Annotated in this window: 10 protein-coding genes and 2 pseudogenes; 6 read left to right on the top strand and 6 right to left on the bottom strand. The window is 41.3% G+C overall.

Annotated features, from left to right (window positions below):
* The first annotated feature begins 185 nt into the window (after positions 1-185).
* Positions 186-2,294, top strand: coding sequence for an AAA family ATPase (locus QUB30_RS25340; protein WP_333339178.1), 2,109 nt, complete (start codon positions 186-188; stop codon positions 2,292-2,294).
* A 162-nt stretch (positions 2,295-2,456) separates the two neighbouring features.
* Here QUB30_RS25340 and QUB30_RS25345 read toward each other — a convergent pair whose 3' ends face one another.
* The 6 genes and pseudogenes from QUB30_RS25345 to QUB30_RS25365 all read right to left on the bottom strand — a co-directional run bounded on the left by QUB30_RS25345 (position 2,457) and on the right by QUB30_RS25365 (position 10,641).
* The gene (locus QUB30_RS25345; protein WP_333339181.1) at positions 2,457-5,654 is read right to left on the bottom strand and encodes a hypothetical protein; all 3,198 of its coding nucleotides are present in this window, start codon (positions 5,652-5,654) and stop codon (positions 2,457-2,459) included.
* Positions 5,638-7,971 carry a hypothetical protein gene (locus tag QUB30_RS25350; protein WP_333339184.1) on the bottom strand — a complete coding sequence of 778 codons (2,334 nt, stop codon included), beginning with the start codon at positions 7,969-7,971 and terminating at the stop codon, positions 5,638-5,640. Before QUB30_RS25350 ends, QUB30_RS25345 begins: the two co-directional genes overlap by 17 nt.
* A 127-nt stretch (positions 7,972-8,098) precedes the next feature.
* Positions 8,099-9,322, bottom strand: a complete 1,224-nt coding sequence (locus tag QUB30_RS25355) for a DUF4159 domain-containing protein (RefSeq protein WP_333339187.1) — start codon at positions 9,320-9,322, stop codon at positions 8,099-8,101.
* A 65-nt stretch (positions 9,323-9,387) separates the two neighbouring features.
* Positions 9,388-9,510: pseudogene (locus tag QUB30_RS33975) on the bottom strand (pentapeptide repeat-containing protein); the annotation flags it as partial.
* Positions 9,511-9,522: 12 nt separating this feature from the next.
* Positions 9,523-10,146 carry a pentapeptide repeat-containing protein gene (locus QUB30_RS25360; RefSeq protein WP_445300546.1) on the bottom strand — a complete coding sequence of 208 codons (624 nt, stop codon included), beginning with the start codon at positions 10,144-10,146 and terminating at the stop codon, positions 9,523-9,525.
* Positions 10,147-10,641, bottom strand: a complete 495-nt coding sequence (locus tag QUB30_RS25365) for a pentapeptide repeat-containing protein (protein WP_333339193.1) — start codon at positions 10,639-10,641, stop codon at positions 10,147-10,149.
* Between the two features lie 335 nt (positions 10,642-10,976).
* Here QUB30_RS25365 and QUB30_RS25370 point away from each other — a divergent pair, with 335 nt between their 5' ends.
* The 5 genes and pseudogenes from QUB30_RS25370 to QUB30_RS25385 form a co-directional block, all read left to right on the top strand.
* Complete coding sequence (locus QUB30_RS25370; RefSeq protein WP_333339196.1) at positions 10,977-12,722, top strand: tetratricopeptide repeat protein; 1,746 nt, start codon at positions 10,977-10,979, stop codon at positions 12,720-12,722.
* A 24-nt stretch (positions 12,723-12,746) separates the two neighbouring features.
* Entirely contained in the window at positions 12,747-13,139 is a 393-nt protein-coding gene (locus tag QUB30_RS25375) for a phage tail assembly protein (protein ID WP_333339199.1), read from the top strand.
* Between the two features lie 5 nt (positions 13,140-13,144).
* Positions 13,145-13,270, top strand: coding sequence for a DUF6760 family protein (locus QUB30_RS25380; RefSeq protein ID WP_332957685.1), 126 nt, complete (start codon positions 13,145-13,147; stop codon positions 13,268-13,270).
* 200 nt (positions 13,271-13,470) lie between these two features.
* Positions 13,471-13,692, top strand: coding sequence for a hypothetical protein (locus tag QUB30_RS33980; RefSeq protein ID WP_445300545.1), 222 nt, complete (start codon positions 13,471-13,473; stop codon positions 13,690-13,692).
* Positions 13,693-15,267: 1,575 nt separating this feature from the next.
* Positions 15,268-16,377 (top strand): annotated as a pseudogene (locus QUB30_RS25385) (reverse transcriptase domain-containing protein); the annotation flags it as partial.
* Positions 16,378-16,450: the final 73 nt, after the last annotated feature.

Genomic DNA, 16,450 nt, shown 5'->3' on the forward strand with positions numbered 1-16,450 from the left:
ATTGAGCGATCCTCTTTGAGGGTTCCGCTAACGTCGTCAAGCTTCTTTCAGGTGTTTGGGAACCTTTTCCACCACGCCAGACAGGGTTAGCCGTGCGTACCTTACAACTACAGATAGTGTAAAAAATGATTTCTTGCGTAAGTCCTGACTAATGTTTTGGCACAATAAGTAAGGAAGACTCTTAAATGAACATTAAACAAAGCAGTCAATGGCAGAATGCCAATATTAAATACCTGATGGCATCGGTAGCAGTAATCGAGCAAATGTTATCAAGTTATATTACTGAACCGGAAAATTGCCTATCCTCATTAAAAGTAGAACAAGCTAGATTGGAATTGATGGCAGTGGCGTCAGCAATGCCTTCTCCATCGGCCTTACAAGAACTAACAATTGGATTCAATTTATCGGATTTTGAGCGAGATGTACTGCTGTTATGTGCGGGCATGGAATTACAGCAAAACTTTGATTCTTTGTGCGCCGATGCTCAGGGAGATGGGCAGCTAAGTTATCCTACGTTTAATCTGGCAATGTCAGCTTTGGCTGCACCCCATTGGAATGCTATTTCTCCCGATCATCCGTTACGTCGCTGGCTGTTAATTGAAGTTGTGCGCGGTAAAACTATAACCCATAGTGCGTTGAGAATTAACGAGCGAATTTTGCACTATTTAATGGGAGTAGATTGTTTAGATGAAGCATTTAAAGGTATTATCGAGCCAGTATCTCTTAGTGGAGAAATGGTGCGATCGCGCCGCCTGCCGTTAAGCGGTTCGCACTCGACAATAGCATCTCAAATAGCAGCACTTTGGTCGAAGAACTGGGCTCAGCAGCAAAGTGGTTTTTCTGTTGACTCACTACCACTTACCGATTACCCATTACCAATAGTACAACTATGCGGGGATGAAGTAGAATCTAAATTGGCGATCGCATCCACTGCCTGTGAAATCTTAAGAATTAAATTAGCCGTAATATCTACCAGAGTAATTCCGACAGTTACTGCCGAATTGAATAACTTGATTTTACTGTGGTATAGAGAAGCGAAGTTGAGGCGATCGGTTTTGTTATTAGACTGCGATGAAATGGATTCCGAAGATGGAGCAAAAGAGAACGCCATCGCTCAACTAATTGTTAATATCACCAGCCCCATAATTATAATGACGCGGGATCGCCGTAAAAGTACAAGGCGTCCTTTCATCACTTTTGATATCCATCCACCCACAAAACAAGAACAACGACAAATCTGGCAAAACGCTTTAGGAGAATTTGTACCTGTTCTCAACGGACAAGTAGAAGTATTAGTCGAGCAATTCAACCTTAACGCCCCCACGATTTATGCTGTTTGTGAAGAAATGATTAGTCAAAATCCCGAAAAAATTGAGGCTGGTTTTACAGATAATCTTCCTGCCCAACAAACAAGTAAAATCAATCCGCCCGCTGCAATCCAGAATCAATTATGGGACATCTGTCGCGCTCAATCTCGTCCCCGGTTAGATGACTTAGCTCAACGCATCTTACCCGCCGCCACTTGGGATGATTTAGTATTACCAGAAGCAGAACGCCAAACCTTGCGAGAAATTGCCGCTCATGTCAGGCAACGCACCAAAGTTTACAAAGAATGGGGATTTGCAGGTAAAGGAGATCGAGGTTTAGGAATTAGCGCTTTATTTGCCGGAACCTCTGGGACTGGAAAAACTATGTCATCAGAGGTGCTAGCTGGGGAATTGCAACTCGATCTTTACCGAATTGACTTAAGTTCTGTAGTCAGCAAGTATATAGGCGAAACTGAGAAAAACTTGCGCCGGGTTTTCGATGCTGCCGAAAGTGGGGCGACAATTTTGTTATTTGATGAAGCCGATGCGATTTTTGGCAAACGTTCTGATGTCAAAGATAGCCACGATCGCTATGCCAATATGGAAGTTAGCTATCTGCTACAACGCATGGAATCTTACCAAGGTTTAGCGATTTTGACAACGAATTTAAAAGATTCTTTGGATACAGCTTTTCTACGCCGGATTCGATTTGTAGTGAAGTATAGTTTTCCAGATGCCAAAGATAGGGCTGAAATTTGGCGGCGAATTTTCCCAAAAAATACGCCTACAGAGGGACTGGATTGTGTCAAATTAGGGCGGCTAAACGTAGCAGGCGGGAATATCCGTAATATTGCCTTGAATGCAGCTTTTATGGCAGCCGATGCCAGGGAGCCAGTGCAGATGAAACACTTGCTGATTGCGGCTCGGGCTGAGTATGTGAAGTTGGAGAGAACGCTAACCGACGCGGAAATTAGGGGCTGGTTATAGGAAAACACCTGAAAACCCTGTGACTTTAATCCAGGGATGAAAGGTCACAGGAGGCTTTAAGCTCTAAGTCAAATCAGAGAGCCGAGCCAGATTGTAAACTTTCTTTAGTTTGGAGCTAATTTTATGTCGAAAAAGAGATAGCGCTCGCACTCTATGCAAACATCAATCCGGTTTGGGTGGCAATTCAATTGGTGACAGTGTATCTGCATTAGAAGGTGATGGTGAAGCCCCTCCGGGTGCAGTTCCTCCAGGTGAAGCACCTCCGGGTGTAGTTTCTCCGGGAGTAGATGTTTGGGGTTGAGTTAAGCCCCTGGGTTCAACAGTATCGATGACCACTGATTGCATTTTTTGTTCGCCAGCTTTATTAGTTACTCTCAACGTAATCGTAATGTTGCTAGGAGGGCTACTCAGCGTCAAACTTTTAGCAGCTTCAGGTTTTTGAACTTCTCCGAACGGCAGTAATTCAACTTTAATATCTTCCCCATTTTCTACTTTCCAAGAGACAATAATATCAACTGGTTTTCTGTCTTTATTAATTTCATAAATGTATTTAGCCTTTTCACTAAAATCCCGACCGTTGACTCGAAAATAAATAATTTTAACGGGGGTAGCTGGTTTTGGCGGTATTGGTTTAATTTTAACAAGTGGCGTATTTTTAGTAATCTCGGTAGCTCCCTCAGCTTGCTTAGAAATTACGCTCAGTTTAAACGTGTAATCACCCGCTTCTTTTGCACCCGTCGGCAGATTTTGGCAAATTAAATTAGTTGTTAAAGCACAAAATTTTTTTAATTCTAGCGGCAAGGTATTATTAATATTATAAATTTTTAACTTACTGTTAAGCGAACCATCAGGAGCTAGGCTTGCCAGCCTTAATTCTCTAATTTGATTGGCATCACTAATTTTAAAATTTAGTAATATTTCTTCATTTTTAGCAACTTCATAAAAAGGTTTAGTCGATGAAATTTCGGTAATGTTCGGTACGGGTAAGGGTTTAACTGTAATGCTATCCGTTTCTTGAGTATCAGAAGGTTGATTAGGATTTTGCATGGAAAACACTTCTAATTTGTAAGTATAGTTTCCTGCTGTGGTAGGTATAACGCGGATATTTTCACATATAATCATATCTAAGTTATTCGCAGAGCCAGTTTTTACAGGGCTATGTGGCTGAGTAATTAAAGGACTTGAGGATTGAATTCTACACTGATTTAACGGCAAAGTATTTTGAATTGCTAAACTATCACTTCCTTGTTGAATTATTCTCAGTTCTTTGATTTGGCTTGGGTAACTGAGACGCCAGTTTAAAAACACGGGTTCTTTATATTCATAGTTAAGTTTGTTAGGTAAAACTTTGTCAATAAATTTTGGGATAGGCGAAGGTTGAATAGTAATGGTGTCGGTCTGTTTTGTATCTGAAGGTTGGGTAAGATTTTGCTGGGAAAATACTTCGAGTTTGAAAGTATAATCTCCAGGTTGAGTAAGATTTGTAGCTACGCCTTGACAAACTAAAAATTCTCGACCTTTAATTTTTTCTATCTTGTTAGGCTTCGCTTGCATTCCTTGAGGATTCGAGTTTTGAGGATTGCAGTAAAGGAATGTCTTCTTTACACGCGAACTGTTATTTTTTTCCTGACTTATAATTAAGTTTTGTATTTGTTGGGGGTGGCTAATTCTCCAATTTAGAAGCACTTGATCTCCGAGACTTTCTAGATAAACTGGCCTGCTAGATGAAAATTGAAAAATTTTTGGCTGGTCAATTGGTTCAATTGTAATGGTATCGGTTTCTTTAGTATCAGAAGGTTTATTTTGGTCTTGGGGATAAACTTCGACTTTGAAGGTATACTGACCTGCTTGTTTGGTTTCTGTAGGTAAATTATTGCAATTAAGTTGATGGTCACTCTGTTGACAAAATTGCAATAATTCGTTATAGCCATAACTCATAATTTTACCCTTTCCTTCGCGACTTTGGGGAATAATTTTTACCATGGAGAGTTTGGTGTTATTTTGAAATTTCCTGTTTTTAAACTCCCAACTGCGCCAGTTAGTTAGGGTTAAGTTTAAATTAACTGGTTTGGCTGCTAATTCTTGATAAACTTTTGTGACTGGTTCTAGTCGGTTGATCTTGGGTTGAATAAAAGCTTTCTGCCAAAAAAGAAATGCACCAACTGAAATCAATCCCAATAACAGCAATAGCAATAGTAAAAGAGGTAGCCAAACTTGCCACCAAGGACGCAGTTCCCAGATTAAAGTTCCTTCGGGTAATTCTTTCGGAAGTGCTGAAGGTTTGAGAGTTTCGGGGAAGAGTAAAACACGGTTATTTTCAAGTAGGATGTCAAAATTAAATTCTAGTGCTCTTCCCCAGAAAGGACGTCGCCACCACTTGCGAGGTTGTAGTTTAAACAGGATATTGCTGGTAGAATTTGGTGGTAGGAGTACAGCAGGAAATTCAGGGGTATAGCTAAAAAGCCGATCGCGGTCGCTGGCGGCGATCGCAATTTCGCGAGTAATATTACCTTGGTTGATTAACTTTACTTCAAATCTTCCTTCCTGCGTCGGTATTCTAAGCAAAAGCGGATGCAGTTCGACATCCAATGTTTCATCGACAAGAAGTTGCAAATACACCACATCCAGCAAAACTAAATCTTCTCGGTTGCTGGAGATTAAACGGATAGTAGGAAAGTAATTGCCAGCAGTAGTAGATTGGGGTGGATGCAAAATTAGAGTAATTTCACCTGTGTTCCCTGGGTTAAGTTGTAACCCATCGGTTTCTTGCACTAAGCCAGGCGTTTCAATCTTATTCTCGGGATAGCGAACGCTATACCAATCGTTGGTTAATTCGGGACAAATTAAATAAAAGCGATCGACTCTTCTAGAGCGATTTTCTACCGTAACTTTGACTTCTAACTTTTCTCCGAAAGGGAGAAGGTAAGGGTTAGTTGAATTGGTTAATGGCTGCACGGTAAATCCTGGTTCCGTGTCCCATTCTCCATCGCGTTCAGGACGCAATACTCGTAGTTGCTGAGGACGACGAAAGAGTTTGTCTGGGTATTGAGAGGGAGCCTCGATCAAAATGTCATACTTGTATAAACCGACGTTTGCTTGCGCTGGAACTTCAAACGATAAAGTGACTTCGCACTCACCTTTGGGCTCTAATCTTAGCGGATTTGGTTTACTGAAAGTACACCAACTTAGCAAAGGTTCGGATTTAGCATCTCCCACGGCAATCCAAATATCAATATCTGCATTTTTTTCGCCCAAATTTTTGACAGTTATGTCGCGTTTAGCAGTAAATCCTCTGGTAACTTGATTCGCTTCTAGGGAAAAAATGTCTTCGATGAAGAGAGGGTTATTGGCAGTTTGCATTGTTATTTTCGTCACTCCCATTAACACGATATAATTTGACTCTATTTTTATCATCGCCGGTTGAGATAAACAAGTTATCATCTAATGCTTTAATGTCAACGCTGTTAATTCTAACGCCCGGAAATTCGGCGATAATTTTTCCGTCTTGGTATTGAGGCGATCGCTTGCGGTTCTCTAAAGGCCAAAGTACCACTCGTCCATCATCTCCTCCACTGACTAGGTAGCAACCATTTTGGCTTAAAGCAGCAGATCGAACGGGTTGGTTATCCTGACCTTGATGCCACCGATCAATAATAGCATTGTCGCAATCTAAGGGAATAACTAAATTTCCCCAACCATCTGTTTTGGAGAGGCTGAGATCGCTGCTTTCTGCGATCGCAGCGGAAGTATTATTAATACACTGGCGAATTTTATCCATGTCCCATAGACTAATATATCCTTGGTTATCAGAGGAAGCTAATAAATTTTGACTGTCGGCGAGCGCTAAACTATTGATATATTGATTTTGACCCGCGATTGGAGAAACTTTTTTATCTTCTTGCCAATCTGGCGAGGAATATTCGAGTTCGTAAATTCGGCGGTTAAACCAGTCCCACAAGGATAATTTATTGTACCGTCCGGCGATCGCAGCTAGAACATAAGGTTGTTTTTCGCGACTTTCGCTGATAGCCAGCGCATAAATAGTAAAGCGACTATTAGCAATTTGAGGTTTAATATTTGGGAAGTCTAGATTCCACTTACGGACAACTCCACTCCCGTGCCCGCTGAATAAATAACCAGAATCTTTGCTAAAAGCTAGAGCAAAAACGCGGTCTGTTCCCTGATAAATAGACCGTGGCTCTGTCTTTAATAATACATTCCAAAGTTTAATATCACCACTTTCTAATCCCGATGCAATAATATAATCTTCTCGGGGACTTTGGTGAATAACGCGCACAGATTTTTCGGTTTTTTCCGCAATAAAACCTTCATATTTCAGACGGCGCATATCTAGTGACCAAGAACTTCGATTTACTTGCCAAAGCCGAATAGTTTGGTCGCTGGAAGCGCTAACAACTAAGCTGCTATTGCCAATTAAACGGACGGAATTGACAGGACCTTTATGATAATCCTGGGGATTTAGATACCACAACAACCAAAGTAGCAACAGCAGTAAAAGTACCCCCAATAGTTGCAGCCAAAATGGAATAATCGGTAAAATTTGCAGTTCTAAAACTTGGCTGCTAGGATTTGAACGAATTTGTGGCTCAGTTTGGGCCGTATTAGGATTAGTTAAAATTGGCGATACTTCAAATAAGAGTCGTCGTTTTAACCACCACCAAGGTCGTCGCTTTTTCGCCACTAAATACATCGTTTTGGCTTCACCGGGAGCAAGTTCTATTGGTTCAGGTATCTTTAAACCGCATTGCTGTACATCTTGGGCGGAAATTTGTAGGTTGATTTGTTGGGGTAAATTGCTGTTGTTAGCAAATTCCAATTCGTAAGTGGCAACTTTAGATTGTTTTTTAGCACCTTTTATTTTTATAACCGGAATTTTTTGCAGTTTATTTTTGCAAATAAACTCTACATTTCCTTGTGGTAAAAGTTCTAAAACTGCTTTTTCGTGGGGGTTACGGTTGCTAGTGTTCGATTTTGCCTCAATCGCGAAATCATATTTTCGGCTGAGTGTTCGAGTATTTTCTTCAGCCTGACAGCAGAAACTTGTTTGTTGGTAGTCTCCCGCATCTATTTGCAATGTTTGTTGGGTTCCTTGAGTTATCCATTCGGGCTTTAAGCCAGATATTTTTAGTTGTACCTCCGTAGCTTTTTGGCTGAGATTATAAACTATCGCTGGAATTTCTATTTTTTCCCCAGGCAAAACTTTAAAGTCTTTAATCGGTAGATATAGCCTTAAAGGTTTACGTGCTTTTTCAACAATTAAATTGATTTTTTGACTGGTATATAAATTGGGAAACTCGACCGAAAATACTCTTAAAGTTAGTTCAATAGTTGCATCATAAACGGGGATTGGCGGTTTGGTAATAATAACGTGAAAAGTGGTCCGATCGCCTGGGGGTTTTTTAGTAGAAATTTCGGGTTCTAGGTTGTACCATTTAACATTGGATTCTGCATCGGCTCCAATTGCTAGTAGTTCGATGTAAAAGCTGGCAAACTTGTTGCTTTCGTTGACAACAGTTACCTCGAATTCATTTTCACCATTAGCAGTTCGATCACCAGATTCAATGACGAGATCTGGGATTAATCGGATTTCCCGTTTGGAAACAATAGCTTTAACAAGATTTGGCACTTTTTGCTCTCCCATATAATTGATAATCATACCCGGTTCAGTATCTTCGCTAGTGCAAGTTTTTTTGCGCTGTACGGGCGGGATAACCCCAAAATATTTGAAACTAGCTCAAGAGATAAATAAACCCGCCTCCCCTAAGTGCATCATTAATAAATGTCTATTGTATCAACTGTATAATCTGACGCCGACGTAGGGCAAAATGCAGGATGTTAATTCCTAACTCTTGAGCGGTACGAATGTCATTCCGATTTAGTAATTCGTCATCTAATCCCCAAGCATTTGACAAAGTGCCGGTGACTAAAATAATTCCACCTCCTTGCCAAATTTGCATGGGCGATTGATTAATATTTGGTAGAGTAGCAAACAAAAAAGGTTGGGTTTTCAGCGGATGATTGCGACTCAATTCTTGCCAAGATTGCCAATTAGTTTCTAGCTCCTGGGTAATGATGTTGTTGATACTATCGACTAGAAATTCGTTATTAGTTGGGGAATCAATTAAAATAATACCGCCCGTTTTTAAATAAGTCTTTAGCGTGTCAATTTCTGCTTCATCTAGTTCAACTATTTGCCAATCGGCGAGATAAACCAAATCATAAGGAGCGACGGATTGTGGCGTTTGCAAGCTAGCTTGTCCGATTTCTGTTTCTGCTTGCAAATGCGGGTAAAGTGCCGCAACAGATTGGAGTAAAAAAGAAAGATTTTCTCGGTAGCGCTCACTCAAACTTAGCCGAGCAGTATTGTACACGTCATCTGTCTCTTTTTGTTTCATATGAGCCACTTTTATTACTGCTTGAGGTCTGGCTTGGGCTTGGATGCGGTAGCGTAAATCTAACTGATTAAAGGAGGGAAATAAAACATCCGTGGGGTTTTCTAGTTTAACTATACCGGGTTGCAATTTAATTCTACACAATTCTATTTCTTTGGCAGTTGGAGGCTGAATTTTTTCGTCAAATCGCAACCATTCTCGTAACGATTCCGTCTTTTGCTGTTGTTCTGGATTGTCAGGTTCTACATAACTAACTACCAAGTAAACTGTCAGAGTTGCAGTTACAGGCGCTTCGGTTTTAATTCGATATGTTCGGTCAATAGCTTCGTTAACAACGATCGGATTTCCTTCTACATCAATCGCAATTCCTGGTTGAATTTCTAACCAACGTTGATCGCGAAATTTTGCTGCAATTTCAGGAGGTGGAGCAATTAATCTTACTCCCAATCCACAAACAATTCCCGGCTGATTTAACGATTGATAGTGAACGTTTTGGCGGCGGCGGTGGTAATCGTGCGCCAACAGCCACCGTTGCCTATTCATCATCAAACCGTCATAAATATGAAGGCGTTCAAAAGGATCGATCGGCGGTAGCGGAAAAGATTGATGAGTCATACAATTTTAGATTTTAGATTTTGGATTGGAGACTGGATAAACGCTCTTGAGTGACCAATCACCAATTAGCAACGCTTTTGACCCCCATCCGGCATGATTGTACCACAAAAATTAGTATTAGTGCTTAAGTTAGTTCCACTTAAAGTTGCTCCTTTTAAATTGGCATTACTTAAATTAGCGCCTCTTAAGTCTGCATTGCTCTAGTCGGCCCCGCTTAAGTTGACACCGCTTAAATCAGCATTAATCAGATTAGCATTTCTTAAATTTACTTCTCTAAGTTTGGCTGTTATTAAAATGGCTTGTTGCAAATTAATTGCGTTTAAATCAGCGTTCATTAAACAAGCACCGCTCAACTTCAAGTCATCAAAATTGCTTCGGGTCAGCTTATTTTTTCTGATGCTAACTTTTTGAAAATTTACGCTTCTGAGGTTAGTACCCGGTAAATTAGTGCTGCTCAAGTAAATATCTTTAAGGTTTACATTAAATGAGCTGGCGCTATTTAAGTTGGCTCCATTCAAGTTAGTTTCAGTCAAGTCCCCTTCTCTAAAATTGGCAAAAATTAGGTTTGTATTACTCAGATTGGCGTCGCGCAAGTTAGCGCTATTGAGGTTAGCTTGATGGAGATTGGCTTGACTGAGGTTGGTTTTGCTGAGGTTGGCTTGACTGAGGTTAGCTTTAGTGAGATTAGCATTAGTGAGATTGGCATTTGTAAGCTCGGCAATAAACAAGTCTGCTGGCAATAAGTTGGCATTACTTAAGTTAATATTCTGCAAGTTGGTGCCGCTGAGGTTAGTACCTATTAAATGGGCATTTTCTAGGTTAATTTAACTGAGATTTAGGTTGCTCAAGTTCGCACCTTCTAAATCGGCTCCCCGCAGATCTCGACCGCTGATGGATTGATTCACAATTTCCCAGACAATACGCCACTTGCTATAAATTTCTGTTTCGTCGTTAAATTTAGCATCTCTAAAATTTGTTTTTCTAAGATCGGCGTTTCGTAAATTAGTACCCCTGAGGTTTGCACCACGCAGGTTAGCATTGCTCAGGTTGGCATTTCTTAGATAACCACCACTTAAGTCAGCATTACTCAAGTTGGCGTTTCTCAGATTGGCGTTTCTCAGATTGGCTTGGTGCAGGTAGAGGTTTGCCAGGTTGGCGTTGCTGAGGTTACACCCCGCACAGTTTCTAGTTTCCCGCAACCGTTGCACCGCTGAGGTATCTTGCGATCGGGCTTCTGTCCCTACTCCCAACAGGTACAGCCCAGCAATCGCCGTTAACCAGTGGGTCAAAATTTTGCTTCTCATCATTTCAGCTAGCATTAGTAAAATTCATTCAGCTATGGACGCATACACTCTATATGTATTGTAAACATTGCGCACCTTACCGCTATAGGTAGTGTATCAAGCTACTTTTTGCGTAAGTCCTGTCATTGTTAAAAAATGTATTACTTTATAGAAAAAAATTAAAATCTGCTATAACTTAGTTTAACGGCGCTTGAAAAAATTTTCTCAGTTTCTGCATTTGGCTGGGATATTATATGTTTAAGATATCTCCCGAGCTGCTGCGATTTCTAGCTCTCGCTGTTAAGAATCGAATAAGTACAGGCCTTGACAGTCGTACCTCCTGCAGGTTTATTTCTGTAGTGGCAGCATTAATGCTGCCACTACAGAAACAAAGTCTTTCGGCTGAACCTCAATCATTAGCAATGGGGAATAATCCCGCTCACTTCAGCGATAGACTGCTATCTCAAGCACGATCAGACAACTTTGGCTTAAAAGATTTTAACTTCTGGGTTGCCCAGTGTCAGGTCTTAGAAAGCAAACAGAACTATGCGGAAGCACTGGTAGCTTGCGAACAAGCACTCACCCTCAAACCAAAAAGCAAAAACCGTCAGATTTGGTCTAGTCGCAGCAATGCCCTGTTACAGTTAAAACGATACGCCGAAGCGGTAAATTCCTATGATTTTTTACTGCGGTTTGACGCCAAAAATTCTCAGGCTTGGACTCGTCGTGGCGAAGCATTATATCACTTGGGTAAGTATGATGAAGCGATAGCCTCCCAGGAAAAAGCATTGCGAGTAAATGGAAATTGGGGCAATGGAACACCGGCGATTGCCTGGTATAATAGAGGTTTAGCGCAAAGAAAGTTAGGGCAAAATGAAACAGCCCTGATCTCGTTCGAGCGAGCTTTAAGTATTGATCCAGATGATGCGATTGCCCAAGTTGAGCGCTGCGGCACTTTATCCGATTTAGGGAGACAGGAAGAAGCACTCGCGGCTTGCGCTCGTGCGATAGATGCGCTACCAGCGCCAGCTTTTACCAACCTCGCTATAGCGCAACAAAGGGCAGGGAAAATATTAGACGCGATCGCATCTTACGAAAAAGCTTTAGCGATTAATCCTAACGATGCTACTGTCTGGGCTAACCAAGGAATTCTCTTAGAAAAATTGGGGCAGAATGAAAAAGCACTGACTTCTTATAACAAAGCCATTCAAATTAATCCTAAATCAGCTTTCGCTCAAGTCAATCGCTGCGCCACACTCAACCGATTAGCTAAGTACAAAGAAGCACTAACAGCCTGCAATAGTGCAATGAATGGAGATGGCAATTGGGGAGATAAAAATCCCGCTTATGCGTGGAATCAACATAGCAGTGCGTCGCTCGGGCTGGGGCAATACCAAGAAGCGCTGAATTCCGCTGAACGAGCTATTGATATTAATGCAAACATGGCAGAAGCTTGGAACAACAAAGGCGTCAGTTTGTGGCATTTACAAAAGTATCAAGACGCCCTGGTTGCCCTGCAAAAATCAGTGGAAATTAATCCTAACTACACTCAAGCCTGGTTCAACACTGGCCGAATATTTAGTACGTTAAGACAAAATAGTTTGGCAATCCAAGCTTACGAAAAAGCCTTAGACAGCGAGATTAATTTTCAAGCTAATTTAACCTGTAATAAAATTTTGTATAACCGAAAAAATTTAGGAATATGGCTATTGAAAGAATACGAAAAAGTTTTGGAATCAGCACAAAACTACTGCGCTGATGTTTTAGCAAACAAAAGCGTAGCATTATGGCACTTGAGCGATTACCAAAACGCCCTAAAGTCCGCAAGCCTTAGCATTGAACTTAACCCTAAATCCTTTGAAGCATGGTACAATCTAGCTGTAGTATTGGTAACTTTGAAACAGTATAATCGAGCATTATATGCCTACGAAAAAGCTAGCAGCATCAGCCCCAACAACTTTTATGTTTTGACTGGTAAAGGTTTAGCCTTAGAAGGAGTGGGGCGATATCAAGAAGCTCTCGAAGCCTTTGAAGCCGCTTTAAACATTAATCCCAATTACGAGCTAGCTCAGCAACAACGAGATTTGTTATTAGAAAAATTCAAGCTCCCAATTTGATCCAATCTGTTAGGAACCCCGCTTATGCCTAATAAAAACTCACTGCAAACAGAATTTAAATTTAGCCTCCCTAGAGGCTTAGTAGATGACCAGGGAAAAGTTCACTCCCAAGGATTTATGCGCCTTGCCACTGCCAAAGATGAAATTTATGTTCAAAAAAACCGTTTAGTTCAAGATAATCCAGCTTATGGATTTTTAGTGATGCTTTCCCTCGTAATTACCAATTTGGGCGATTTAGTTGAAGTCACGCCTGATTTGTTAGAGAATCTTTTTACCTACGATCTTGCCTATCTAAGAGAGTTTTATAACCGAATTAATCAACAGGGTATTGCATCTCTTCCTGTTAAATGTCCCAAATGCAGTAACGACTTTAATGTGGAGCTTGAACTATCGGGGGAGTCCTTCGCTACCCCCTAGACCAAGTGTATGAGGAGGTAGCCTGCATCGCATTTCATTTCCACTGGTCTTTAGAAGACATTTTGAATTTAGAACATACTAATCGCCGGCTTTGGGTAAGGCAAATCGGTTTATTGAACCCAAAGGCTTGAACGGGAGCCTGATAGAACCCATTTGAGATATTGCGATCGCTCATAGCAGTTGATCGCCCCCAAAAGCTCTTTTTTGAGGTAGTTCGACTTAACTGGAGTTTAGACTAAACAGACCTGATGAGCGCGATTGTCGCTCCACTCAAGAACGGCAACGGTCGCTGGCGACAAACTAGGAGGCTCAACCATCAGAAGCGAAAAAAATGAAACCTTATTCGATTGAGTTTCGTGAGAAAATAGTTAAAATATATCAACAAGGTGATACATCAATTAGGAAAGTAGCCGCCCGATTTGATGTGAGTAAAGGGTTTGTTCAAAAAATTTTAAAACAAAAACAAAGGACTGGTCATGTTCAACCCAAACAACAGGGTGGAAGCCCCAAAAGTGTGTTACACTCGCGCACAACTGAATTGACCAGATGGTAGAAAAATATCCGGATAGCACGTTGTCAGAATATTGTGAATATTGGCTTATGAGCTACAAGGAAGCTATCAGCTAAGCGCCTGATGTGTCTGTCGCGAACTACAAAAACAAAATTTGACGCGAAAAAAAGACCATACGCAGTAGTAAGTATGCCACTGAGAGAGTGCAAATTTTGAGGTGTGAATATTGGGAAAAAGTGAAAAATATCGACCCTAACAACCTCGTTTTTTTGGATAAAATGGGCGTTTTATTGGGGTTAACACGAACCCACGCTCGTTCAAGATATGGTAGTAGAGCCTACAATTTAAAACTATTTTATCGGGCTGCATAAATTACAGTTGTCGGAGCAGTAAGTTTTAAAAAAGTAGTAGGAATAATGACGCTAGATGGGTCGATGGATAGTAAGGCGTTTAAAGTTTTTGTGGAACACTTTTTAGTGCCCAACTTATGGGAGGGTGCAGTCGAAGTCAATTGATAATCTACCAGCTCATAAGTTGGCGGTGCTCGAACCATTGATTCAAGCAGCGGGTGGCAGTGTACTGAATTTATCACCTCCCAAATCCTGACTTTAATCCAATCGAATTATGGTGGTCACAACTAAAAGCTTTTTTACGTCATTTCTCGCCAACTACTACCACTCCGTGTTGACGTAATACTTGGCGTATGCGCTTGAAGGAGTCAATACTAAGCACTTCAAAAACTGGTTTACAAGCTGCTGCTACTGTACTTTATGAACCTGCAATCCGCTGTAAGTGCTTGTATCATTAACCAAACATATCAATAAACCGGAATGATCTCGCCCTGCCAAAACTTGCCGACTTCTGAACCGCCGCATTAAGAAATACCCCCGACGGATGCAGTAATGCAGTATTTGCGGCAAACTCTCAGGTGTCGGGTCGGTATACACGCCTGCATGAAGATAGAGGGACACGGACAAGCCAAGATACTCACTGTGCGATTCGTTTGACCAAAAATAAGGCTTAAAACCCTTATGGGAAGGTTAGTATAGCTGCTCAGGCAGCTAGTGCCAACTGATTGCATTTATAGGTGAGACTCCGTTGAGTCAAGTCCTATCCCTCAAGTGCAGAGGTGAAAGCATAACCCCTAGTTTATTGGCTAGCATCCAGTAGGCTAAAGCGGGGTTAAAAGGCAGAACTACGCTTAAGCCAAACCCGGTAACTGTCGAGCAAGAATCTATGTGTAGCGCAAGCTTGCGATATGTTTGAACCATCGTTATCTTGAATGGTGTAATGGCTAAATCAAGGATAAATCCGTTGAAAAACACGGTAAAGACTGGTTAACACCAAGCCAAAAGGCAAGGCTAGGGCATGAGCGATTCGTGAGTCGCCTCATAAGCACCGCCCGTAAACCCGGTGGAGAATATCACACTAAGGATTCAACCAAAATGTAATCGGAACGAAGTAACCCCTTAATTATCTCTGGAGAGGTCGAAATCCAGTAAGTAGCTAACGAAAGATAATTAGGGGTGGGATTGTATCAGAAGCGAATGCCTCGCGGTAATCGTGAGGATATGCAGACGGATACACGGTAATTCCAAAGGAATAGAACAAGTAGCAATGAATATATCTAATACGCTGAACAATCAGACGGTGGAGTGGAAAGACATCAACTGGCGAAAGCTAGAACGGGTGACTTTTAAGTTGCAAAAGCGAATATTCCAAGCGAGTGAACGTGGGGATGTTAAAGCAGTTCGCAAACTTCAAAAAACCCTGATTAGGTCTTGGTTTGCAAAATGTATAGCGGTGCGTAGGGTAACACAAGATAACAAAGGTAAGAATACTGCTGGCGTAGATGGCATTAAATCACTAACCCCAAAGCAACGTATCAACCTGGTTAACAATTTAAAACTTACCGGAAAATCACAACCTACCCGTAGGGTAATGATTCCAAAATCTGGTACAGGTGAAAAACGACCATTAGGGATACCCACAATAAACGACCGTGCTTTGCAAGCGCTATGTAAGATGGCGTTAGAACCAGAATGGGAGGCTCTTTTTGACCCTAACAGTTATGGTTTTAGACCCGGGCGTTCCTGTCACGATGCGATCGAGGCAATATACCTCAGTATTAAACAGAAAGCAAAATACGTGCTAGATGCTGATATTGCTAAATGCTTCGACCGTATAGACCATAAAGTATTACTCAAGAAAATAAACACATACCCCACAATGAACAGACAAATAAAGGTTTGGCTCAAAACAGGGTACTGTGTACGGGGTGAATTATTCCCTACTAATGAAGGTACACCACAAGGCGGGGTGATTTCTCCTTTACTTGCGAATATTGCCCTACATGGTATGGAAGAAATAATGAACCAGTACGCGGACACACTAAAAGGATGCAAACGGGACAACCGCTCTGCCCTCAGTCTAATCCGCTACGCCGATGACTTTGTGATAATGCACGAAGATTTACACATCGTAAAAAAATCTCAAGAGATAATAGCTGAATGGCTACGTGACCTGGGACTGGAGTTAAAACCAAGTAAGACAATATTAACCCACACCCTTAACGAATTAGATGGAAATGTTGGGTTTGAGTTCTTAGGATTCCACGTGCAACAGTTTAAATCGGGAAAATACCGATGTTCAAAAAGTGCACATGGAACACCGCTAGGTTTTAATACACTAATCACCCCCTCAAAAACCCAGGTAAAAACACATCTAGGGCGTCGGTACAGTAGAGGGGTTTGACAAAAGTGGGCGAGCATGATAGGTAAATTGAGGAGCTTGTTAAATC

The sequence above is a fragment of the Microcoleus sp. BROC3 genome, from assembly GCF_036702515.1.
Lineage (GTDB): Bacteria > Cyanobacteriota > Cyanobacteriia > Cyanobacteriales > Microcoleaceae > Microcoleus.

Excerpts from the sequence above, each read along its gene's own strand:
- QUB30_RS25340 (WP_333339178.1), top strand. The coding sequence starts at position 186 with ATGAACATTAAACAAAGCAGTCAATGGCAGAATGCCAATATTAAATAC.
- QUB30_RS25375 (WP_333339199.1), top strand. The coding sequence starts at position 12,747 with ATGCCTAATAAAAACTCACTGCAAACAGAATTTAAATTTAGCCTCCCT.
- QUB30_RS25365 (WP_333339193.1), bottom strand. The coding sequence starts at position 10,641 with ATGCTAGCTGAAATGATGAGAAGCAAAATTTTGACCCACTGGTTAACG.
- QUB30_RS25370 (WP_333339196.1), top strand. The coding sequence starts at position 10,977 with ATGCTGCCACTACAGAAACAAAGTCTTTCGGCTGAACCTCAATCATTA.
- QUB30_RS25345 (WP_333339181.1), bottom strand. The coding sequence starts at position 5,654 with ATGCAAACTGCCAATAACCCTCTCTTCATCGAAGACATTTTTTCCCTA.
- QUB30_RS25350 (WP_333339184.1), bottom strand. The coding sequence starts at position 7,971 with ATGATTATCAATTATATGGGAGAGCAAAAAGTGCCAAATCTTGTTAAA.
- QUB30_RS33980 (WP_445300545.1), top strand. The coding sequence starts at position 13,471 with ATGAAACCTTATTCGATTGAGTTTCGTGAGAAAATAGTTAAAATATAT.
- QUB30_RS25355 (WP_333339187.1), bottom strand. The coding sequence starts at position 9,322 with ATGACTCATCAATCTTTTCCGCTACCGCCGATCGATCCTTTTGAACGC.